General features: G+C 57.5%; 20 protein-coding genes. 9 read left to right on the top strand and 11 right to left on the bottom strand.

The annotated features are described in order from the left end of the window. The first annotated feature begins 175 nt into the window (after positions 1–175). Positions 176–841 (top strand): Crp/Fnr family transcriptional regulator, encoded by a 666-nt coding sequence (locus NW814_RS02180; RefSeq protein ID WP_414405039.1) that lies wholly within the window; start codon positions 176–178, stop codon positions 839–841. 3 nt (positions 842–844) lie between these two features. Continuing rightward, entirely contained in the window at positions 845–1,714 is an 870-nt protein-coding gene (locus NW814_RS02185) for an alpha/beta fold hydrolase (RefSeq protein WP_414405040.1), read from the top strand. Here the strand turns inward: NW814_RS02185 and NW814_RS02190 are convergent. Further along, positions 1,654–2,253 carry a Ycf51 family protein gene (locus NW814_RS02190; protein WP_414405041.1) on the bottom strand — a complete coding sequence of 200 codons (600 nt, stop codon included), beginning with the start codon at positions 2,251–2,253 and terminating at the stop codon, positions 1,654–1,656. The genes NW814_RS02185 and NW814_RS02190 overlap by 61 nt on opposite strands. A 183-nt stretch (positions 2,254–2,436) precedes the next feature. Here NW814_RS02190 and NW814_RS02195 point away from each other — a divergent pair, with 183 nt between their 5' ends. The 3 genes from NW814_RS02195 (at position 2,437) to NW814_RS02205 (ending at position 4,161) form a co-directional block, all read left to right on the top strand. Then, the gene (locus NW814_RS02195) at positions 2,437–2,805 is read left to right on the top strand and encodes a dynamin family protein (protein WP_414405042.1); all 369 of its coding nucleotides are present in this window, start codon (positions 2,437–2,439) and stop codon (positions 2,803–2,805) included. A 371-nt stretch (positions 2,806–3,176) separates the two neighbouring features. Continuing rightward, positions 3,177–3,584, top strand: coding sequence for a hypothetical protein (locus NW814_RS02200; protein ID WP_414405043.1), 408 nt, complete (start codon positions 3,177–3,179; stop codon positions 3,582–3,584). Between the two features lie 199 nt (positions 3,585–3,783). After that, positions 3,784–4,161: a hypothetical protein gene (locus tag NW814_RS02205; protein ID WP_414405044.1), complete on the top strand. Its 378-nt coding sequence runs from the start codon at positions 3,784–3,786 to the stop codon at positions 4,159–4,161. A gap of 5 nt (positions 4,162–4,166) precedes the next feature. Here NW814_RS02205 and NW814_RS02210 read toward each other — a convergent pair whose 3' ends face one another. The 6 genes from NW814_RS02210 to NW814_RS02235 all read right to left on the bottom strand — a co-directional run bounded on the left by NW814_RS02210 (position 4,167) and on the right by NW814_RS02235 (position 11,716). After that, positions 4,167–5,291: an FtsW/RodA/SpoVE family cell cycle protein gene (locus NW814_RS02210; protein ID WP_414405045.1), complete on the bottom strand. Its 1,125-nt coding sequence runs from the start codon at positions 5,289–5,291 to the stop codon at positions 4,167–4,169. Then, positions 5,236–6,645: a UDP-N-acetylmuramoyl-L-alanine--D-glutamate ligase gene (murD, locus tag NW814_RS02215; RefSeq protein ID WP_414405046.1), complete on the bottom strand. Its 1,410-nt coding sequence runs from the start codon at positions 6,643–6,645 to the stop codon at positions 5,236–5,238. Before murD ends, NW814_RS02210 begins: the two co-directional genes overlap by 56 nt. A 75-nt stretch (positions 6,646–6,720) precedes the next feature. Next, positions 6,721–7,449 (bottom strand): type 1 glutamine amidotransferase, encoded by a 729-nt coding sequence (locus NW814_RS02220; RefSeq protein ID WP_414405047.1) that lies wholly within the window; start codon positions 7,447–7,449, stop codon positions 6,721–6,723. A gap of 139 nt (positions 7,450–7,588) precedes the next feature. Further along, positions 7,589–9,442 carry an ATP-binding protein gene (locus NW814_RS02225; RefSeq protein WP_414405048.1) on the bottom strand — a complete coding sequence of 618 codons (1,854 nt, stop codon included), beginning with the start codon at positions 9,440–9,442 and terminating at the stop codon, positions 7,589–7,591. Beyond that, complete coding sequence (locus NW814_RS02230; protein ID WP_414405049.1) at positions 9,414–10,562, bottom strand: DNA double-strand break repair nuclease NurA; 1,149 nt, start codon at positions 10,560–10,562, stop codon at positions 9,414–9,416. Before NW814_RS02230 ends, NW814_RS02225 begins: the two co-directional genes overlap by 29 nt. A 17-nt stretch (positions 10,563–10,579) precedes the next feature. Further along, on the bottom strand, positions 10,580–11,716 hold the full coding sequence (locus NW814_RS02235) for a Druantia anti-phage system protein DruA (RefSeq protein ID WP_414405050.1): 1,137 nt from the start codon (positions 11,714–11,716) through the stop codon (positions 10,580–10,582). 271 nt (positions 11,717–11,987) lie between these two features. On the opposite strand from NW814_RS02235, the gene NW814_RS02240 reads away from it, so the two are divergent. Then, entirely contained in the window at positions 11,988–15,950 is a 3,963-nt protein-coding gene (locus NW814_RS02240) for a magnesium chelatase subunit H (protein WP_414405051.1), read from the top strand. A gap of 132 nt (positions 15,951–16,082) precedes the next feature. Here the strand turns inward: NW814_RS02240 and gatC are convergent, their stop codons facing one another. From gatC to NW814_RS02255, 3 genes are read right to left on the bottom strand one after another with little or no spacing between them, the layout of a single operon-like run. Further along, on the bottom strand, positions 16,083–16,376 hold the full coding sequence (gene gatC, locus NW814_RS02245) for an Asp-tRNA(Asn)/Glu-tRNA(Gln) amidotransferase subunit GatC (RefSeq protein WP_414405052.1): 294 nt from the start codon (positions 16,374–16,376) through the stop codon (positions 16,083–16,085). Between the two features lie 48 nt (positions 16,377–16,424). Beyond that, positions 16,425–16,946: a photosystem I assembly protein Ycf3 gene (locus NW814_RS02250; protein WP_414405053.1), complete on the bottom strand. Its 522-nt coding sequence runs from the start codon at positions 16,944–16,946 to the stop codon at positions 16,425–16,427. A 55-nt stretch (positions 16,947–17,001) separates the two neighbouring features. After that, on the bottom strand, positions 17,002–17,301 hold the full coding sequence (locus NW814_RS02255) for a chlororespiratory reduction protein 7 (RefSeq protein WP_414405054.1): 300 nt from the start codon (positions 17,299–17,301) through the stop codon (positions 17,002–17,004). A gap of 90 nt (positions 17,302–17,391) precedes the next feature. On the opposite strand from NW814_RS02255, the gene trpS reads away from it, so the two are divergent. Next, on the top strand, positions 17,392–18,432 hold the full coding sequence (gene trpS / locus NW814_RS02260) for a tryptophan--tRNA ligase (protein ID WP_414405064.1): 1,041 nt from the start codon (positions 17,392–17,394) through the stop codon (positions 18,430–18,432). Here the strand turns inward: trpS and NW814_RS02265 are convergent. Then, a complete protein-coding gene (locus NW814_RS02265) occupies positions 18,395–19,396 on the bottom strand; it encodes a DMT family transporter (RefSeq protein ID WP_414405055.1) in 1,002 nt (333 codons plus the stop codon). The genes trpS and NW814_RS02265 overlap by 38 nt on opposite strands. Positions 19,397–19,469: 73 nt before the next feature. On the opposite strand from NW814_RS02265, the gene truB reads away from it, so the two are divergent. Next, positions 19,470–20,369, top strand: coding sequence for a tRNA pseudouridine(55) synthase TruB (truB, locus tag NW814_RS02270; protein ID WP_414405056.1), 900 nt, complete (start codon positions 19,470–19,472; stop codon positions 20,367–20,369). A gap of 171 nt (positions 20,370–20,540) precedes the next feature. Beyond that, a complete protein-coding gene (gene apcB, locus NW814_RS02275; RefSeq protein WP_414396814.1) occupies positions 20,541–21,044 on the top strand; it encodes an allophycocyanin subunit beta in 504 nt (167 codons plus the stop codon). The last annotated feature ends 141 nt before the right edge of the window (positions 21,045–21,185 follow it).

Raw genomic sequence — 21,185 nt, forward strand, 5'->3', positions numbered from 1 at the left:
GTCTTACGAACAATATCCGTAGAGGTACGGTGTCGTTCAGTAAATCTTGAGGGTCATTATGAAGCTAAGGTAAAGCTCGTCTTCTTCCTCTTGTGGGGGCTGCCAATGGCGTCTTTGGTGGAGGGAAGAGCCCATATAGCCCCCAAAGTTGCTCAATCGACAGGAAGTCTATCCCATGTCCCTAGTTTCCATTGCATCGGCAACAGAAGCTCAGGAGTGGCGAGAACTCTGCCAGTGGGCTGAGGAGCACTACCGCTCTCGCACCTTTCCCAAAGATGTGCGCATCCCCACCCGTCCGGGACTGGTGTACATTCCCCAGGAGGGGGTGGTGCGCCTGGTCTGCCAAACGCCAGAGCGGCGGGAAGTTTTTGTTGGGTTTATCACACCTGGCGTGCCCTTTGAGGTGAGCCACCCAGAGCGCTTTGAGCTAAAAGCCTGTACCCACGTCGATCGCACCACGGTGATGTGGTTTTACTGGAAGGATTTAGAACAGTGGCCCTATCTCCACCAGAAGATTCAGGAAAACTTCCGCCAGCAACTCCAGCGCAAGTTGCTCTGGCTAGGCAACCTGGGCCAGCGTCGAGCCATTGACCGCCTCAGGGGGTTTCTAAGCCTGTTGATCGAGGAGTACGGCCAGCCCTGCGACCAGGGGATGTACCTCCCCTGGACTCTAACCCACGCCCAGATTGGGGATGCCATTGGCGCTACCCGCGTGACGGTAACCCGCCTGCTGGGATCCCTGCGCTCGAAGGGGTTTGTGCAGATCCTGGATCAGAACCTGATCTGCATTCCCAATGGGGTGAAGCTGCAGCCGACGCCAAAAAAGGTGGCCAGCGCCTAAGCTATGGGCCTACAGCTTTACTACCGGGCCTGGGGAGAAGGGATCCCTTCCCTGCCCATCTTGCTGCTCCACGGCCATCCCGGCAATGCCGACTGCATGGAAGTTTTTGCCGAGGCGGTGGCTGGGATGCACCCCTGCGTAGCCCCAGATCTGCGCGGCTATGGGCATTCGCAGGTACGGGATCCCTTTGAGATGTCGGCCCACCTGGAGGACTTGCAGGAGCTGCTGGATCGCCTGGGCTGGCGGGAGTGTCTGCTGCTGGGCTGGTCGCTGGGCGGGATCCTAGCCCTAGAGTTGGCTTTGCGCCTACCCCAGCGGGTCAAAGGCTTGATCCTAGTAGCCAGCGCTGCCTGTCCCCGCAGCAACCATCCCCCTACCGATTTTTGGGATCAGCTCAACACCGGCATTGCTTCGCTGCTCAACTGGCTTTGGCCCGGCTGGAGTTGGAACATCAACACCTTTGGCCGCCGCTCTCTCTACCGCTACCTAGTCCAGAGACATACCCCGAGAACCTATCGCTACCTGGCCCAGGCAGCTTTGCCGGCCTACCTGCATACCTCTCCTCAGGCTCGCCAGGCCCTACGCGCTGCCCTTCGACAGGGCTACAACCGCGAGGGAGAGCTGCACCGCCTGCACCTGCCGGTTTTGATTCTGGCTGCGGAGCAGGATTGCCACATCACTGTTGCCAGCAGCCTAGCCACGGCCCGCCTTCTCCCTCAGTGCACCTGCATTGTCTATCCCAACGTGGCCCACCTCTTTCCCTGGGAGATCCCTGAGCAAGTAGAGCAAGATCTGCGCCGCTGGCTGAGGGCTCAGGATTGGGCCAAGGGAGGCTCTTGCAAAGTCCCCTCAGAGGGCGGGGCGGCCTCCTGAACTTGGGCTAACCTACGCAGCCGAGCAAAGGCCTCTTCCTCCAGGTGGATTTGCTGCTGCTGTTGTTCTTCCGGGGTGCGCAGGCGTTTCCCCAAAGGCTGTTGCAGCGTGCCCAAAAGTAAGGGCTCGGAGACTCCCGGCTCGGGGTGGATGACAGTGCGGGCTTGCAGGGTAAATACCGGCGAGCCGGTAGAGAAACGACCAGAGGAGGCCAGATCGCTAGCTGCCTGCTTCAGCGTAAGGATCAGTTGCTCCGGGGTGATATCTGGGCTAACGGCAATGACCGCCCGCTCCGCCCCTTGGTCATAGACAGTGGTGTAGGGAGCAGCCCCGGGGATGCGGGAGCGGAAAATGGGCCCTAGGCTCAGAGCAAAACAGCCTGCCGTTAGGACCAAGGTAAAGGCCGTGTAGCCCACTAGCGAAAACTTCCAAGGCCAGTTGCGTATCCAGGCCAGCAGAGTGAGCAGCGCCAGGAAGACCGCTACTCCCAGCCCCACCTGGCTGGCAGAGGCGAAGAAAGATTGCAAAGAGCCATCCATCATTCGCAAACTACCTCTTGTTGACCCCAGAACTGCCGGCGGCTATGTACATTTTAGAGCCATTTCCTTATGCTACTAAATCAGCATTGCTGGCAAGAAGGACGCTGAAAAATGCGAAGAAAACGAACCACGGTACTAGCGAAAGGACTATAATGCCGGCGAAGCGGCTTGAGAGCTGTCGGCATGTCATCTTCAACTCTATCTGAAGGAGCGCATCACAGGCTTGATTCTACGGATCCCTCGGTAGCCCTGCGGATCGCAAGAGAGTCACTGTTCACCCTCGGCAACCTCACTGCCGGGATCCTCAGCGAATACCACGACGTCATTAGCAGCTCTGTGCTGCTGGAAAAGCTGCAGGCCTTTCGGGTTGTCTACGAAGAGGCCGTTGCCCGCCTACAGAAGCCCTCCTTCCGGATTGCCACCATTGGCACCACCTCTTCGGGTAAATCCACCATTGTGAACGCCCTCATTGGCCGGAAAATCGCGCCTATTGAGGCCCAGGAGATGAGTGCCGGGTCCTGCGGATTAGGCACAGCGAGCGGAGCAGGCTAGTTATCCACAATACCGAAGGAGCTACCTGGGAATGCGGCACGTGGGAAGACCTGAGGGACGAAGAAATCTACAGCCGGCTCAAGCTGACGATGGAAGCCTACCACCAAGAGCGGCGAAAGAAGAGGAAGAAGAGGGATGAAGCGGAGGTGGGCATCCCTCAGGTAGACGTTGAGTGTCCGCTGCTGCCGGTCAGAAATCCTTTTCTGTTAGGCCTGCCTGAGGGCTTACAGGTCGAGATTTATGACTTGCCTGGCCTAAACTCAATTCAAGATAGAACAAGCCTTAGGATTATCCAAGAGCATGTCAGCAAGTGCTTTAGCTTTGTTGCACTGGATTACTCTCAGGCAGATTAGCAAGGACGGGAAACTCTCTTGAGAGAGCTAAAGGATGTCGTAGAGTTTCTCAGAGGTCAAACCAGTTTGATGGTCTTCTTGCTCAACAGGGTTGACATGCGGAATCAAACCGACAACCCTCTAGAGCAAAGGATCGAGGAGCTGAGGGAGGAAATTCAGGAGATTCTGGCTCTTCCAGAGCCGCCTTGCATCGTTCCTCTTTCTGCTATTGCACTCTTTTATGCTCAATGTGCCTGGGGAGCTAACTCTTCTGAAGCGTCGGATGTAGATCCCAGTACCAGGCGGTGGATGGTCAGCTCTCTTTTTAAAGACTGCTATAACCTCATTAAAGCCTCTACGAGAGGTGATAAGGAGCTGAGGTCGTGGCTACTTAACCTCGAGAACAGCATCGAGGAAGGACAGGAAATATCCGAATTTTTTCTCTGACCAAGCCCATCAGATCCCTGTTGAGCGCCAGGCCCACTGCCTATTGCTCAGCGATATTGCTCTCAAAGGTTGGGCAGTTTCCCTAGCGGCGGAATCCCAGCTTCTGCTTAAACATGGGTACCTTCAAGATGCTGTTGATGTCCTAAACTTCGAGGTCCCTCGTTTCCGGGAACTGAGCGAAAGGTGGTGTGCAGCTCTCTTGCCAGCAGATCGGCCTCAGCTCCGGACGGCCTATACGTACAAGGCTTCTGGCTTCGCTGGCCGCATCTCTAGCGAACGCATCCAGCGCATTGCTCGTCTTTCCCCGTTTGATCGAGGGCTTACGCCAGAGCAGGTCTTTCTCAGAGAAAAGAATCTTTCCGTCGAGTTTCAGATGACCTATTTCCAGGAGCTGGACAAGTCTTGGTACCTTTCCCAAGCTGCTTTAGCCGAATACCTAGATACCCTCAGCGAGCTCACCGAGCGCCTTGAAGGTCTCCAGTCTTTTGCTCGCCTCTGTCGAGAGCTTAACCAAGCAGATCCGTACCGATTGATCCCATCTGAACCCAAAAGTCTCTATCTACTGGCTGCCGAGTAAAATGGTCAGCCGACCTCGCGGGCAGCGCGCACCAGCAGTCCCGCCATGATCAGCGCCGAGAGAATCGAGCTACCCCCGTAGCTCACTAGAGGCAGGGGCACCCCTGTAGTTGGCAGCATCCCGCTCACCACGCCGATGTTGAGCAAGGCCTGGCCCACCAGGAACATCAGGCAGCCACAGGCCACTAGACGAGTGGGCAGATCTGGGCAGCGCCACATGACTCGCAAGCTCACCCAGGTATAGGAGCCCAACAGCACCAGGAAGAAGAGGGATCCCACTAGGCCAAACTCCTCCGCATAGACCGCAAAGATGAAGTCCGTGTACTGGATGGGCAAGTAGAACAGCTTTTGTTGAGAAAGACCGTAGCCTTTGCCCCACCACCCCCCTGAGCCAATAGCCAAGAGGCTTTGCACCAACTGGTAGCCATCTCCTCGGGCATTGCCCCAGGGATCCAAAAAAGCCAGGATGCGCCGCCGTTGGTAGTCTTTGCTGAGGATGCTCACCACTGCTGCTAGCGTCCCCAGGCCTGCCGTAGCCAAAAGGGCGAAGAGGGGGACCCCAGCCGTCCAGGCCATAACCCAGAGAGTAAGACTGCAGATGGCCGTGGTGCCCAAGTTGGGCTGGGTGAGGATCCCCAGCAGCCCCAAAGCAAAGAGCCCAACCCAGACTCTACGAAACCAGCGGGGATGCTCGAACCAACGGCCAAACACCCAAGCTCCCTGGAGCACCAGCAGGGGCTTGAGCAGTTCCGAAGGCTGGATGACAGGGATCACCTTCAAATCCAGCCAGCGACTGGCATCCAGGCGGGAAACCCCTAGCCCCGGCACCTGGGTAGCCCAGACCAAGCCAATGCCCAGCAGGCAGAGGATCCCGGCCCAGGGAAACCAGCGCTGCAAGGGGATACGCACCAAGAGGGTGAAGCAGGCCAGCCCCAGCCCCGCCCAAAGCAACTGGCGCTTAAAAAAGTAGAGGCCATCGCCGGTAGTCTGCTGCGCCACCGGGTAGGAGGCCGAAAACAATACCGCCAGCCCTATCCCCAGCCAGACCAGCGTCAGCCAACGCAGCCAGCGCGCTTCAGCGTTCCAGGAATCCCACCAGGGCTTGGCAGCAGGCTCGAAAGTGGTGGCCACGGTGCTCGAAGCTGGGGTACTGGTCGAAGCTGGCACAAGCGGGCGACAGTAAAACGGTGATGGGCTGAGCTGGATTGGCCAGGGCTTGCGCTAGGGAGCAGGCAGCTGCAAAGGCCCTTTCCACCGCCATATCTAGGGTCGGCAGGATCTCGACGTCAGTATAGCGGATTTCCTGAAGAGCCTTGGCCAGCTTAGGAGCAGCCTCCCCAATGAGCAACACGCGGGCCACCTTGGCCTGAATAAGCCGCAGCCAGGCCGAGGGATCCCCCTGTTTGGCCCTTCCACCGGCAATGAGGATAATGGGCGGGGAGAGGGCGTTGAGCGCTACCCAGCCGGCCTCGTAGTTGGTGGCCTTGCTGTCGTTGACAAAGCGGATGGGGGTAGATCCCACCTGGATTTGGGCCACCCGTTCCAGCCGATGGGGCATGCCGGCAAAAGAGCGGATGGCGGCTTGAACGGCAGCGTTGGGGATCCCGGCTAGATGAGCAGCCGCTGCTGCCAAGAGCAAGTTCTGCAAGTTGTGCGAGCCAGGGCAGCGCTCGGCAAAGTCCTCCAGCTCCGCCACCGCTTCCCCCTGGATGTAAAGCGTGCTCCCTCGCAGGAAGACATCCGCCTGCGGATCTTGCAGCGAGACCCAGTAGGTCTTTTCCCAGTCTCGCCGCCGGCGAAAGAGGTAGGGGTCCTCACCGTTGACCACCCGCCACTGGGCCCGCTCCAGTAGCCGCGCCTTAAAGCTGGCATAGCGCTCCAGCGTGCCGTGCCGCTCTAGGTGATCTGGGGTGAAAGTTGTCCACACTCCAATGCGAGGTGGGCTGCCAGGGGAGCTCTTCATCAGGTGGCTGCTGGCCTCCAGTTGGTAGCTGCTCAGCTCTGCCACGATCCAATCTGGTCGACGCTGCCCTTGCCAGATCTCCAGAGCCACTTGGGACAGGGGCAAGCCAATGTTGCCGCAAGGGATCCCTTCTAGCCCCGCCGCCTTGAACATCTCCGCCACCAGGGCCGTGGTGGTGCTTTTGCCGTTGGTGCCCGTGATCCCCACCCAAGGCAGATGCTCTAGGAACTGCCAGGCCAGCTCTGCCTCTCCCAACACCTCGATCCCTTGCCGACGTGCCTCTTGCAGCAGCGGGTGATCCCAGGCAATGCCGGGGCTAACCACCACTTGCTCCACCCCTGGCAGCAGTTGAAAAGGCTGGCCCAGCTGGACAGAGATCCCCTCTCGTTCCAGATCCGCCTGCCGTTGCCGCAAGATCTCCGAGTCCTGCTCGTCCCAGACCCAAACCTCTTTTCCTTGCGCTCGCAGCAGCCGTGCAGCCGACCGACCTGCGATCCCCAGCCCTAGAACTTGATGGCCCACGTCTAGTTCCTTGGCAACTTTGGCCTTCGGATCCGCATCTTACAAACTAGCTGCCCTCTAGAGCGTGGCACTGGGCTAGGGATTGCAACGACAGAGAAAGGAGAGGACCTCGCCCATTAGACGGTTTATGGCTTGGTACTTCTCAGGGGAGGCTGAGAGGATTTCTGCCTCTGACTGCACATAGGTAGATGGCAATAGTTCGTCGCGGCAGTTGGAGACAAGCCCTTGCACCAGTTCTGGCGTGGTTTCCAAGTGAAACTGGAGGCCGATCACTGAGCGTCCAAGCTGAAAGGCCTGATTCTCACAGCCTTCGCTTTTGGCAAGGTGAATTGCACCGGGCGGCAGCTCGAAAGTTTCCCCGTGCCAGTGAAAAACCTCGATCGAAGGCGGGAAGCGAAAGGACAGCTCGTTAGCCGGTTGGATCCCTTGCACCGGCCACCAGCCTATTTCCTTGACAGGATTGGGAAACACCCGAGCCCCCATTGCGCTGGCAATCAGTTGCGCCCCCAGACAGATGCCCAAAATAGACTTGCCAGCCTCGATAGCATTGCGGATGAACTCTTTCTCCTGGCCCAGCCAAGGAAACGTGCTTTCGTCATTGGCACTCATAGGGCCACCCATGACGATGAGCATGTCAAATTCATCCAGGCTCGGCAATCTCGTCGATTCAAAAAACTTTGTGCCTGTTACAGGGTATCCCTTGGCTCTAAGCCAAGACTCTATGTAGCCAAGACCCTCAAACGGCACATGTTGCAGGTAGTGAGCGCGCATCTCAGCTTCAAGACTAACCTCCCGGCCTAGCATAGCCCCCGTGGCTTGCCAGGCTGCCTCGCTGTCACTGCTTCTAGAATCAGGCAGTCACGTTTCCGGGGGCTGGGTTTCTTAGTGTACTTGGAGGTAGTTGATGGATCCCCTTAACTTCATCGTGCTCTTTACAGCTTATTCATTTGTTAAGACTACTAAAGTTGGCCCTTAAAAACTCGTCGGCATTGCTAAAAGCGTTGAAGAACAACGGTGTACCCGCAAACGAGAGAGGAGAAACTGGGCCAATGGTCATAAATGAGTACTCTCGGCTTTCAGTTTCAAAGGACGAGTGTGGGTCACGGAATAGCTGATAGAGATCAAGGGCTTTGCTACGCCCACCTACTAGCTCACTCAATGTCTTGAATTCAGCTCCCATACCTAAGCCGAAGCCAAAGAAAAGGATGCGCAGCTGCTCCAAAATCTCTCGGTGCAGGCTAGAGAGGGTCTGGCTAATGAATAGCCAGCCTACTCCGTACTTACGAGTGGTGCGTGCCGCATCAATCAAGATGCCCCGTACAGCTTTCTTCTCTTCACTCTCAGGTTCTTCACGGGGTGCAAGGCGGTGAGCTTCATCTATCAGCACCAGTGTGTTGAGACCTTGGCTTTGCCGATAGGCATATTCTGCCGCTGTGCGAGTACCTTCCAATAGCCGTTTGATCACCAGCGCTTGTATCGTCTCATTCCAGAACAAGGGAGTACTTTGCGGCTGGGATTGATCTCCACCAAAAAGGGGGAGCGTATTCCAACTCGCAGCAGTTTGAGTTGCCTGTTCTATAGACAAGTCTATCACGACGAGAGGCCGCTGATTTCGATCAGAGTTAAACAGGCTGGCCAACAGCTGCTCTACTTTCTGTGCTCCTGATCGATCTTCACGAAACAGTTGCGTAACAGGAAGCCAAATTGTCTGATATAGGTCATTCTGATTGGCACCAGCCATCTGCTGACGGACTCGTTCCCTAGCCTCCTTCGAACCATAAAATCGCACCTGAATACGCTCTTCCTGCAAATATCCCCACGCTTTATCGAAACTCTCACGTTTGTGTAACTTGGCAAGATGTACACCGTCTTTCTGCAACTGCTCACTTATGGCCTCTGCGGCCTGACGCTGGTTTTCGACTGCTTTAACGCCAAGCCGCTGAAAGAATCCTGACTCCAAGAGGATCTGTTCAAACAAGTTCCACTGGTCCAGCACCAAATTCCTCACGCTATACACATTGGTCGGCTTTCCAAGCCTGTCCAGGACTTCTTTCATTCGCAACTGGAATGCGCCTGGAACTGCCTCACCTCTCGCCTCTTTAGCAAATTCACCCTGCGGATCAATGACCAGGAGTGCCATCCCGGGATAGCGGGCATAGGCCAGCAGGATCATCTTAGCCAGCACCGACTTTCCAGAACCGGTTTTGCCAAAAATGCCCAGATGGTAGGCTTCGCCAGCACCCTGGGGACCAGTGTCGAAATGTTTGAACCAAAGGGGCAAAAGCGGTTTTGAGCCATAGACATGCCCCAGGTAGAAAAGCTGGTCACGATAGGGCGAGAGCAATTCGGACAAAACGGCATCATTGACAAGATGAATGGGCGTGCCTGTAGCCGGGACAGTGCCCAAGATACTGGGACGGTAGCCATTGGATTCAGCAGAGAAGACGGCGCTGATCGTCATCTCCCCTGTATGGGTATCCTGGCGTTCGCTGACTGTATCCACCCGCCCACGCTGACGAATCAGGCTGCGCATGGTGGGGTCTTCGTGCCAGACATTGCGCAGTTTCACCTCAGTAATCTGTCCCAAAGCATAATGAGAAAGCCCATCCTGGTAATAGCGAAACAGGGCCAGTTCCCCCACAAGCTTCTTGCTGACGGCTCCGGCCAAGATGTCCAGCGCCAATTCACTGGTAGAGGATGGTGACCCCACCACGCCAATCCGTTCCGCTGCATCCACAAGCTGATCAAGATTATTCGTTGGCATAGGATCAGACTCCTGACTCGGTGCGATAACCATGCAGGCCTAGAAAAACCTCACTAATGTCCCCCAAATACGTCTCAGCGATATGCTGGCTGGTAACCTGCCGAAACGTAGGGATGGCCTTGGGCAAGTGCTTGACCATACGATCCGCCATGTAGAGGGGATAGGGCTCCATGACCGCCGGTGTACCGCATTGATGACGAATGCCATGGAGCACTGTGGCCAGGCGCGCCTGATTTTCAGATACCGTCGGGTTCATCTCCACTCGAAGAGCGGGAAGCCAGGGATAAGGACGATAATAAACGACCCGGATTTCACCCAGTAGAGCAACAATCTCCCTTGTTACGCCCTCTGCTTCTTGCTTGAGATTAGATGCGAGTGGAGCCAGATTCAAGTGCCAGGGTTGAGAAGGCTGTTGGAGAACCATAGGGCCTGTGTATTCACCCGGCTCCAGCACAAAACTTAGAAGTCCGCGATCGTCGTGGGTATCAGGCCAGCCCATTTTCTGTCCAATTTCCCGTCTTGTCGTATATTTGGGTATCGCTACCCAGCAACGGTCGCTTCGAGCTGAGGCCAATACTGTTCGGTAGGCTTCCAGGAACGAGAGCACGCCCCCAAGAAAGCGGGCCGTCGTATGCAAATGTAAAGCATCCTGACTCTTGTTCAGCGCCTGATTAAAGTAAATGAGAGGGGTCGTGAGAGAGCCATCTATAAAGACAACCTCGTGCGGCGCTTGTGCTGCCAGTTCTAACTCCATACCGATCATCAGAGCACGCAGGATGGTGCCCGTTTCGGCTTCGTGCGCCTCCGTCTCTATCCAAATTCGGTGGCGAGGTTCGGGCCAGTAGCGCGTTTCTGAAGGTGGCGTCAAGCCTTCGACAGCCACAGCAGCTGCTGCAATCAGGTCGCTGGCTAACAATCGCTCAACAGCATAGGAACCATCTACACCGCAGGTTGTTGGAACAGACGTATAGGGAACCTCGGCATCGCGATGAAGCAAGCCTGCTCTCTTGAGGCCCTCTCGCCATTCCTCGCGACGAGTGCGTACTTGCTCAAAATTATCCAGCAGTTTCTGACCAAGATCCGCTGTGCGTTTGAGAGCCTCATCAACTAAAGCAGCAGGAAGTTCACCAAAGGGACGCTCTCCAGATTCCATTACAAATTACTCCATCTTTACTCTGTGGCCTTATTCTGTTCCATCAGAAGTATATTCTTGATTTCCTCTTTGCGCCAAGCCCGCCATCCATCCACTCGCCCTGCTCGCGGCAGCAGCCAGCGCTCCCGCCACCAGGCGACCAGTTCCGAGAATGGCAAATTGCGATAGATTGGTTCAGTGTCACGGCCTTCCATGTATGCTTCCAGATTGTCCACCAGGCGAAACAGAAACACTTCCCGCTTTATGCCATGGTAGAGGAGCTGATCTGAAAGACCTAGCCGTCTGAGGGCTTTCACTATTATTTGCCATTTCCGCCTTGGCCCACTACCAAAGCCACCGCGAGTCGAAATGCCTTGGTTTTCTAAAAACTCTCGGAATAGTGGGTAAAGTTCCGCTAGGTGAAAAGCTCCGTATCCTTCGGTATAGCCAATAGACTTAGCTATAAGAATTCCTTTGTAACTCAGGCGGTTATACAGGCTACTTCTTCCAAAAGCACTTGTGGTTGTAAGTGCAACTAGGTGAGGTTTTAGGATGCGCTGTTCGATTTCAGTTACACGACCCAGGTATTTGTGCCAGTAGGCTTGTCGAACCTCATTTGACGCTGCTGCCAACGCTACCAGTTTTCCACCTAGGAGACGGTTATATGGTGGCACAGCACCCAAAGTTTGAATATCCATTGTCTGGTTAACCATCTCCGTTTTTTTGCTAGGGGGGTAGCAAAACAGACGATCGCGAGCTGGAAAACTAAGAGGCGGGGACTGCAGAGCTAACAGACCGATCAGCTTGTCATTAGCTTTGTCTATGATTAGAAACCGGGAGCGGCGCCCATATCCCTTGGAGAACGGGATAGACCAGAGTAGCCGAGCTATGCGAAAGAGGTCATGGTGCTGCTGTTTGGTAACCTCAACTAAAACCGGATCAATGCGCTCAGGTATAATCTCGTTACCATCTGCGAAGAAGGTGAGGTATTTAGGAAGATATTGGCGAAGCCAATCTTGCCGGTTAGCGATTTCTAACTGAAGAGCAGGCCTGTGTACCCGCCGCAAGCTCTCCTTACCAAGGACAGAAGGGCGTAGCTTACCTTCATCTGTTACTACGAACCCAGCTTCTTTAAGCTTAGTCAAAACAAGTTCTGCTAACTCCGCTTCACTCACCCTAGCCGATCCTCTTCTGCTTCAACAATCCTCTGCAGCCTTAACGTAGACAACGTACTGCGCTGCTCCCTTGCTAAGGGTAACGTGAAAGGCTCCCACAGAGTGATCAGATCCCTCTGCCCTTACAGAGGCTCAAAGGTTATTTCGAATTGTTACAGCCTTGCCTCCGTGCCCCCAGCAGGGATCCGTTTCTCGGGTAGAACGGGAAACAGGTCATAAGGGATAATGCTTACCCGTAGGCTGTTTGCATCACCGGACGGAGAGCGACCGCATGTTTACTCTGGTTAAGCCCATCACCCGCCACGTTGCCCCTGCTGAGGTGGGGGATCGCCGCTTGATGAAGGTGGTGTACGTGGTGTTGGAGCCGCAGTATCAGAGCGCCCTGACGGCGGCGGTGCAGCGCATCAATGCCCACAACCCTAAGCTGGCGGTGGAGCTGTCGGGGTACTTGGTGGAGGAGCTGCGGGATCCCTCGGGGTATGAGGCTTTCCAGCGGGATCTGGAGACGGCCAATGTCTTTATTGGATCCCTAATCTTTATCGAAGACATTGCCCAGAAAGTAGTGCAGGCGGTGGAGCCCCTGCGGGAGCGGCTGGATGCGGTGGTGGTCTTCCCCTCCATGCCGGAGGTGATGCGCCTTAATAAGCTGGGATCCTTTTCCATGGCGCAGCTAGGGCAGTCCAAGAGCGCCATTGCCCAGTTCATGCGCAAGCGCCAGCAAGGATCCAGCTTCCAAGAGGGGATGCTGAAGCTGCTGCAGACCCTGCCCAAGGTGTTGAAGTACTTGCCCTTCGACAAGGCGCAGGATGCCCGTAACTTCATGCTCAGCTTCCAGTACTGGCTGGGCGGATCCCGGGAGAATCTGGAGAACTTTTTGCTCATGCTGGCGGATCGCTACCTGCCAGGGATGCGGGGGCAGCTCTCCTTTGCTGAGCCGGTTACCTACTTGGAGATGGGTATCTGGCACCCGCTGGCGCCGCAAATGTTTGCCAGCCTGGCGGAGTACTGGGACTGGTACAATGCCCGCGAGGACCTGCCGGAAGACGTGAAGGATCCCTTGGCCCCCTGCGTGGGGCTGGTGCTGCAGCGCACCCACCTGGTGACGGGGGACGATGCCCACTACGTCGCCATGGTGCAAGAGCTGGAGTCGCGCGGGGCGCGAGTGGTGCCGGTGTTTGCCGGCGGCTTGGACTTCTCCAAGCCAGTGAACGAGTTTTTCTGGAACGAGCAGAAGACGGCGCCCATTGTGGATGTAGTGGTGTCGCTAACCGGGTTTGCTCTGGTGGGCGGGCCAGCGCGGCAGGATCACCCCAAGGCAGTGGAGACGCTCAAGCGGCTAAATCGCCCCTATATGGTGGCCCTGCCCTTGGTGTTTCAATCCACCGAGGAATGGGCCAACAGTGACTTGGGCTTGCACCCCGTGCAGGTGGCGCTGCAAGTTGCCATTCCTGAGCTGGACGGGGCCATCGAGCCAATCATTCTCTCGGGGCGGGACGCCGTCACCGGCAAAGCTCACGCAATGCAGGATCGGATTGAGCTGATTGCAGCGCGGGCTATTAAATGGGCCAATCTGCGGCGCAAGCCCAAGATAGAGAAGAAAATTGCCATCACCGTTTTCAGCTTTCCGCCCGACAAAGGCAATGTGGGAACAGCCGCCTACCTGGATGTGTTTGCCTCCATCCACCGGGTGATGCAGGCGCTGGCCCACAATGGCTACGACCTGGGGCCAGAGCTGCCCAAAACCCCCCAGGAGCTGATGGAGTCTATCCTCCACGATCCCCAAGCTCAGTACGCTAGCCCGGAGCTGAATGTAGCGGCCAAGCTGTCGGTGCGGGAGTACGAGGCCCTGACCCCCTACGTCAAAGCCATTGAGAAATACTGGGGTCCAGCTCCAGGGCACCTGAACACCGATGGGCAAAATCTACTGATTTACGGCAAGCACTTTGGCAACGTGTTCATCGGGGTGCAGCCCACCTTTGGCTACGAAGGGGATCCCATGCGGCTACTTTTTTCCAGGTCGGCCAGTCCCCACCACGGCTTTGCCGCCTACTACACCTACCTGGAAAAGGTTTGGAAAGCCGACGTGGTCATCCACTTTGGCACCCACGGGTCTCTCGAGTTCATGCCGGGCAAGCAGATTGGCATGTCCAGCGAGTGCTACCCGGATAACCTGATTGGATCCCTGCCCAACCTTTACTACTACGCTGCCAACAACCCCAGCGAGGCCACCATCGCCAAGCGGCGGGGCTATGCCTGCACCATCAGCTACCTGACACCGCCAGCAGAAAACGCTGGCCTCTACAAGGGGCTGCAGGAGCTGCGGGAGCTGATTGGCTCTTACCAAACCCTGCGGGAGGGGGCGCGGGGCATTGCCATTGTCAACGCCATCTGCGACAAGGCGCGGCTAGTCAACCTAGACAAAGACGTGGAGCTGCCGACGGTGGACGCTGCCCAGCTCACCCTAGAGGAACGGGACACGGTGGTGGGCAAGCTCTACGCCAAGCTGATGGAGATTGAGTCGCGGCTGTTGCCCTGTGGGCTGCATGTGATTGGGGCGCCCCCCACAGCAGAAGAGGCGATTGCCACCTTGGTAAGCATTGCCAGCATTGACCGGCCAGAAGAAGGGATCCTCGGCCTACCCCGCATCATTGCCCAGAGCCTGGGGCGGGATATCGACGAAATCTACCGCAACCGGGATCGGGGGCACCTGGCGGATGCAGAGCTGCTGGATCGCATCAACAAGGCCTGCCATAAAGCAGTGGCCGCGCTCGTGCGGGAACAGACCGACGCCCAGGGGCGGGTCTCGCGCGTGGCCAAGCTCAACTTCTTCAACATGGGACGGCAGGCGCCCTGGCTGGTGGCCCTGAAGGAGGCGGGCTACCCGCAGGTGGATCCAGACCTGCTCAAGCCTTTGTTTGAGTTTCTGGAGGAGTGCCTCAAGCAAATTACGGCAGATTATGAGCTGGGATCGCTGCTGCGGGCCTTGGAAGGGGAGTACATCCCGCCGGGCCCGGGAGGGGATCCCATCCGCAACCCCAACGTCTTGCCAACTGGGCGCAACATCCATGCTTTGGATCCCCAGTCCATCCCCACGGCAGCGGCCATCAAGTCGGCGGAGATTGTGGTGGAACGGCTGCTGGCGCGGGAGCTGAGCGCCAACGGCGGCAGGTACCCGGAGACCATCTCAGTGGTGCTCTGGGGCACGGACAACATCAAGACCTACGGCGAGTCGCTGGCGCAGGTGCTCTGCCTGCTGGGGGTGCGTCCTAAGCCAGATGCCCTGGGGCGGGTCAACAAAGTGGAGCTCATCCCCCTGGAGGAGCTGGGGCGGCCCCGCATTGACGTGGTGGTGAACTGTTCCGGGGTATTCCGGGATCTCTTTGTCAACCAAATGGCCCTTCTCGACCGGGCAGTGAAGCTAGCAGCCCTGGCCGATGAGCCGCTGGAGCTGAACTTTGTGCGCAAGCATGCCCTACAGCAGGCAGAAGAATTGGGGCTGACTCTGGAGCAGGCGGCAACGCGGGTCTTTTCCAACGCTTCTGGCTCCTACTCGGCCAACATCAGCCTGGCAGTGGAAAACAGCTCTTGGGAGGACGAAAGCGAGCTGCGGGAGATGTACCTATCCCGCAAGTCCTTTGCCTTCGGCTCCAATTTGCCCAACCAGCAGATGCGGCAGCTTTTTGAGGCCAGCCTGAAGACGGTGGAGGTAACCTTCCAAAACCTGGATTCGTCGGAGATCAGCCTAACAGACGTCAGCCACTACTTTGATGCGGATCCCACCAAACTGGTGCAGAGCCTGCGCCCCGACGGCAAGGCTCCCTCAGCCTACATTGCCGATACCACCACGCCCAATGCCCAGATCCGCACCCTGAGCGAGACCATTCGCCTGGACGCTCGCACCAAGCTCCTCAACCCCAAGTGGTATGAGGGCATGCTCAAGCACGGCTATGAAGGGGTGCGGGAGATTGCCAAGCGGCTGGTGAACACCTCTGGCTGGTCGGCCACGGCAGGTGCGGTGGACAACTGGATCTATGAGGAGGCCAACGAGACCTTTATCAAGGACGAGGCAATGCGGCAGCGCCTCATGAACCTCAACCCCCACTCCTTCCGGCGCATCGTCGGCACCCTGCTGGAGGTGCACGGGCGTGGCTACTGGCAAACTTCTCAGGACAACATCGAGCGCCTGCAGGAGCTGTATCAGGAAGTGGAAGACCGGATCGAGGGGGTGGAGTAGCTGGTCAAGGCCATCCCCGCAGAGGAGAGCTGAGGCTTCTCCTTGCATTTGCTGGCATAAGGGGGTTGGTAGCAAAGCCCCCAGAAAGTTCGCCCTCTGGCGCTAGGGCGAAGGCCGGCAGGAGTGCAGCTTTTAGTCTTCCTCCTCCAAGATGCGGGGCACCTTGAAGAACATGTCGACGCGGTCGGGGGCGTTAGCCAGGATCCCCTCGACATTGGCGTAGGGCTCCACCTCATCGGGGCGAGTGGGCAGCTCGATATCGAGGACATGGAAAGTAGGCTCTACGCCTTCAGTGTCCAGCTCTTTAAGCTGTTCTACGTAGGCCAGAATATCTGCTAGCTGCTGGGTAAACTGGATTTCCTCTTCCTCAGTGAGCTCTAGCCGCGCCAGGTGAGCGACGTGGCGTACTTCTTCGCGGGTCAGCATTGCTTCCTTGGCCCTATGGGCTACCGATGAGTTTACCTTAGCCAGACCTCAAAAGAGCTCCAGGTTGGCACGCCCTGTGGTTTTGAGCCAGTTTTGGGCCTCGATGTAGTTGTTGGGGGCAATGCGAATGGCACGGATCCAGTATCGGGCAGCTTCGTCAAATAGGGCCTCAGCCGTTTCTTCATCCCCAGCTTGCAGACTCTGCTCACCTTTGTGGTGCAGCAAAACGGCCATGTTGTTGAGGGCAGAGCAGAGGCGGGGGTTGAGCTCTAGGGCCTGGTGGTAGTACTCCAGGGCTTTGTCCAGGTCTCCGGTGCTTTGGTAAATCAGGCCCATGTTGTAGAGGATGTAGCTGCGGTCTTGGTCGTCCTTCTCTAAGGCCAAAGCCTCGCGGTAGTTTTCTAGGGCCTCGGCATATTCCCCTTCGCTTTGGGCCGCCATGCCGTCTCGGTAGTAGGCAAAGGCTTTCTTCTCCTCCGAACTCACCCCCGGCAGCAACTTGAGGATTAGATCAGCCAGGACAGTGAAGGTTTTGTCGATGAAGTTGTCGTTCTTCATGCCGCGGGGCATGGTTGACCTCCCCTAGGGTGCCTCTTCTTTGCGTTGTACCACGCCCACAAAACCCCTAGGTTGAGCTTTGCCTAGAAGAGGCCGAGCGGCGCTTGCTTAGGCGCACCGGGTGCCACTGTACGGTTTCACCAGGGGAGACTTCCAGTTCACAAGTAGTGTCGATGAGCCGTTGCGCCTGGGCTTGGGGAGTGGGGTAGCGGGCCAGATCCGCATCCACCAGATGGGGATGTTCTTGAAGCAGCCGCACGAGGAACTCCTGCAATTCCTCAGAGCTGAGAAATTGCTCTGGCAGGCCCGGGATCAGCAGCACGTAGTGATTGGCAGCGCGGAGCGGTTCGGGTTGGGGGTCTGACATATGAGTGTTAGGAAGGGCTAGGACTCTCTTGGTATTCTGAAAAAGACTGTCTTGGCTTTTGTCTGCCGTCTTGTGGGCTTTGAGAGTGCTATGGCCAAGCCGCGCACCTTTTCCGGCATTCAGCCCTCTGGTGAGCTGCACCTGGGCAATTACCTAGGGGCGATTAAAAACTGGGTGGCCGACCAGGAGCACTACGAGAACTTCTTTTGCATTGTGGATCAGCACGCGGTCACTGTGCCCCAGGATCCCAAGCTGTTGAGGGAGCGCACCCGTTCCCTGTTTGCCCTTTATTTGGCCTGTGGCCTCAAGCTGGAGTATTGTGTGCTGTTTGTGCAGTCCCATGTGCCTGCCCATACGGAGCTGGCCTGGCTGTTTGCCACTATCACTCCCATGAACTGGGCAGAGCGCATGATTCAGTACAAGGAAAAGAAAGAAAAACAGGGAGAGGAGACAAGTGTTGGCCTGTTTAGCTACCCCATTCTGCAGGCGGCGGACATTCTCCTCTACCAGCCCAAGTACGTGCCCGTGGGAGAGGATCAGCGGCAGCATATTGAGCTGTGTCGGGACATTGCCCGCCGCTTTAATGACCGCTTTGGGCAGACCTTTGTCATCCCTGAGGCATTCATTCGTCCGCAAGGGGCGCGGATCATGAGCTTGACCGATGGCACCCGCAAGATGTCCAAGTCAGATCCCTCTGAGTTCAGCCGCATCCACCTGCTGGACAGCCCGGATGCCATTCGCAAAAAGATTCAAAAAGCCAAGACCGACTCCATCCGAGGCATTACCTTTGACGACCCGGCCCGCCCAGAGGCCCACAATTTGCTGACGATCTACATGCTCACCTCCGGCAAGAGCAAGGAGGAGGTAGCGGCTGAATGTGCCGAGATGGGATGGGCGCAGTTCAAACCCCTGCTTGCCGACAGCATTATCGCCACTCTAGAGCCCATTCAAAAGCGCTACCAGGAGCTCTGGAGTGACCCTGGCTACCTCCACGAGCTAATGCGGGAAAATGCCGCCAAGGCCCGTGCCGTGGCCGAGCAAACCCTTCAAAAGGTGCGAGATGCAATGGGGTTTCTGAGCCTTGAGGGATCCCTCACTGAGACTGCCCCTCGCGAACTTCGACAGGGCTAGGGGCAAGGCCCAGCTCGGCCAGGATCCCTTTCCAAACCAGAGGCAGGCGCTCCTGCCATTTTTGCCGGTGGTTGATCACGTACACGCAGAGCAGAGTCATGCCTACGCCCACCCACTGCTGCGGGGTGAGGGTCTCACCCAGGAGGGTACTGCCGAAGAAAAGGGCAAACACGGGGGTGAGAAAGGTCAGGGAGCTGAACTCGGTGAGATTTTCCTGGGAGGCGAAGTAGAAGAAGAGGGCATAGGCCACAGCGCTTCCCATCACCGAGGCGTAGAGTAGATCCAGCCAATGGATGCCGCTTAGGTGCTGCCACTGCTCGCTTTCTGTCAGCGCCGAAAGCAGGATCAAGGGCAGGCTACCCAGCACCATGTGCCAGCCGGTTGCCAACACGGGATCCGCCACCTCTGCCACCTTGGGCATCATCACGGTGCCGATGGCCATTGACAGCGAAGCCAGCAACATCCAGCCAACGCCAGCTCCTAGCTGCAGGGATCCCCCCCCTCCAAGGCCAATAAGGCCAATGCCGAGAACTCCTAGCCCCAAGCTCAACCAGCCCAGCACCCCCAGCCGCTCCCCGTAAAACCAGGTGGCCAGCAGGGCTACCACCAGGGGCTGCGAGTCAATCAGCACAGATCCCAAGCCGGCGCCGGTTTCCTGCAGCCCTTGGGCCAAAAATCCCTGAAAACAGGTGGCGTCCACCAGGGCAAAGGCCAAGACCCACAGCCAGCCCTGCAGTCCCTGGGGATGCCAGGGCTGAGACGCTCCGGAGGCCCGCCCCTGCCAGATCCGGAAGGCCAAAACCAGGATCCCGGCCGGCAACAGCCTCAGAATGGCAATGAAGAGCGGAGTGGTCTCAGAGAGGGCATCTCGCATCGCCACCATTGCCGAACCCCAAAGGAAAAACGGGGCAATCATCAGCAGGCGCTGCCAGATAGGCTGAGATAACTTGTTGGATTGAGCCATGGGCGCTTCAAACTTGACAACAGAAGTCAACCCCATGTTAAGCGCTGCGGCAACCTAGTTACAAACCTTAACTATGGGATCCCTGGAGGGCTTTCTCAACCTAGATAAGCCGGCAGGGCTCACCTCCCACGACTGCGTGGCGGCAGTGCGGCGAACCTTGCGCACCCGCCAGGTGGGACATGGGGGCACCCTGGATCCGGCGGCAACGGGAGTTCTGCCCATCGCCGTGGGGCGGGCGACGCGCTTTTTGGCGTTTTTGCCAGGAGACAAGGTGTACCGGGCAACCTTTCGCTTTGGGCAGCGCAGCGACACTGACGATGTCGAGGGGCAGGTGGAGGTGGGATCCCCTTGTCCAGAGCTAAGTCGCGAGCAGGTGGAGGAATGTCTGCGGGAGTTTGTCGGCGAGATCTGGCAGGTGCCGCCTCTTTACAGCGCCATCAAACGGCAGGGGAAAAAGCTTTATGAGCTGGCGCGGGCGGGGGCAAAGGCCTCAGAGCTAGGGCTAGAGCCGCGGCGGGTGGTAATTCGGCACCTGCAGATCCTGGACTGGCGTCCCGGCGAGTTTCCGGAAGTGGATCTGGAGATTGCCTGTGGCCCCGGCACCTACATCCGTGCCCTTGCCCGCGATGTGGGGGAAAAGCTTGGCTGTGGCGGCTTGATGAGCCAGCTGCGGCGGCTGCAAAGTGGCCCTTTTCGCCTTGAAGAGAGTTGGCCGCTAGAGGTGTGGCAGGGATCTGCCAATCCTGCTGCTGCCCTGCTGCCCATTGAGTGGGGCTTTGCCAGCTGGGAGTCAGTTTCTCTGTCACCCTCAGACAGCCGACGCTGGCAGCAAGGTCAGGCCATTCCTCTGGATCCCGCTCAGGCCACTGCCGAGACCCTGCGGGTGAAAAGCCACCAGGGAGAGTTTCTGGGGTTGGGACAACGCCAGGGCAGATTGCTCAAGCCGCTGCGGGTGCTGTTGCCGGATGCCTGATTTCCCTGTCGGGGAAAAACCTCCTGTGTGGTAGACTGCGTGAGAGCCAACCAGGAGCGGAGAACGCCTCAGAGGCTGCGGCTTGCTTGCTGGGAGCAGTTGAAGACGTTTTTCTCAACCTAGCCTTTTAAGACGCCACAGATAAGACGCCACAAAAACGGAGTTGGGGATATGCGCGATGCCATAACCACCCTGATCAAAACCTACGACCTGACAGGCCGCTACCTGGATCGGGATGCCATGGACGCTCTTAGGGCCTTTTACGATTCGGGGTTGCGGCGCATCAAAGCTGTGCAGGTCATCAACCTCAACTCGGTGGACATTGTCAAGACGGCGGCGGCAGCCCTGTTCGCCGAGGTGCCGGAGCTGATCCGGCCAGGGGGTAACGCCTACACTACCCGCCGCTACGCCACCTGCCTGCGGGATATGGACTACTTCCTGCGCTATGCCTCCTACGCCCTGGTGGCTGGCGACAACAGCATTTTGGACGAGCGCGTTTTGGCCGGTCTGCGAGAGACCTACAACTCCCTTGGTGTGCCGATTGCTCCAACCGTCATTGGGATCCAAAACATGAAGCGGCGCACCCTAGAGCTGCTTGGCACCGACGAGGACTACAGCTTTGTAGCCGAGCCCTTCGACTACCTGAGTGCCAAACTCAGCGAAACCGATATCTAGGCGCTGGTTCTGCCTCCTAGAGAGGGCAGGAATCTTCCCAGATCCCTTGCTTTGGTGGGGGTACGTTACCATCGTGGTAGCGCGCTAAGGATCTCCCGGGAAGGGAAAGAGCGGCCGTGGGGCGCGGCCCGAAGCCTTGTC

It is taken from the genome of Synechococcus sp. R65.1 (assembly GCF_047461755.1).
In the GTDB taxonomy this organism is placed as follows: Bacteria; Cyanobacteriota; Cyanobacteriia; order Thermostichales; family Thermostichaceae; genus Thermostichus.